The sequence below is a fragment of the Pseudomonas sp. CJQ_9 genome (genome assembly GCF_043106615.1).
Taxonomy (GTDB): domain Bacteria; phylum Pseudomonadota; class Gammaproteobacteria; order Pseudomonadales; family Pseudomonadaceae; genus Aquipseudomonas; species Aquipseudomonas juntendi.
On the sequence record NZ_JBICMS010000110.1, the window covers coordinates 1 to 854 of the forward strand.

Sequence of the window (854 nt, forward strand, 5' to 3'; positions counted from 1 at the left end):
TTGTAGCCAGCGAAGTCGTCGCAGACCAGCTTGCCGTTCCAGTCACCCAGGAAGTTGCGCGCATGTTCGCCAGCACGGCTTGGGCTGAAGTCGTAAACCACCGCCTTGAGCGCCGAAAACGGCGTGGTGCTGTAGGCCCAGACATAAGCCCGGTGGGTTTTCTTCTCGCCTGGCGCAAGCATTTGCACCGGTGTTTCGTCGGCGTGGATCACACCCTGGTTCAGCACCGCTTCACGCAGTGCATCGACCAACGGCTGAAGTCGCACACCGGTTTGTCCAACCCACTGCGCCAGGGTCGAGCGAGCAATTGCCAGCCCGGCGCGGCCAAAAATCTTCTCCTGCCGATACAGCGGCAAGTGATCGGCAAACTTGGCCACCATCACGTGGGCCAACAAACCTGAGGTCGGGATACCTTTATCGATAACCTGCGCCGGCACCGGCGCCTGGATCAGTGTTTCACACTGACGGCAGGCCCATTTGCCCCGCACATGTTGCTCGACGGTAAACACGCCCGGCGTGTAATCCAGCTTTTCGCTGACGTCTTCGCCGATGCGTTGGAGCTGGCAACCACAGGCGCACTGAGTGTTTTCGGGTTCATGGCGAATGACGGTGCGTGGAAACTGCGGCGGCAAGGGCGCACGTTTCGGGGATTGCCGTGGTTCGGACTGTGGCGCAGCTGGGAGGAGCTGTTTTAGCTCGGCCTCGATAGCTTCAAGGTCTGTGTCGAGCAGGTCATCCAGCAAGCTGCTTTGAGCCGGGCTGATTTGCTCGCTGCGCTTGGCAAACTTGTGCCGTTTGAGCAGGGCGATTTCGAACTTGAACTGTTCGATGAGGATTTCATCGTTTTGGATCTT

1 protein-coding gene is annotated in these 854 nt (G+C 58.9%); it reads right to left on the minus strand.

Going from position 1 to position 854, the window contains the following annotated elements; all coding sequences use genetic code 11:
- The coding region (gene tnpC, locus ACF8SD_RS24260) for an IS66 family transposase (RefSeq protein ID WP_392485275.1) at positions 1 to 854 on the minus strand (854 nt) is incomplete at both ends.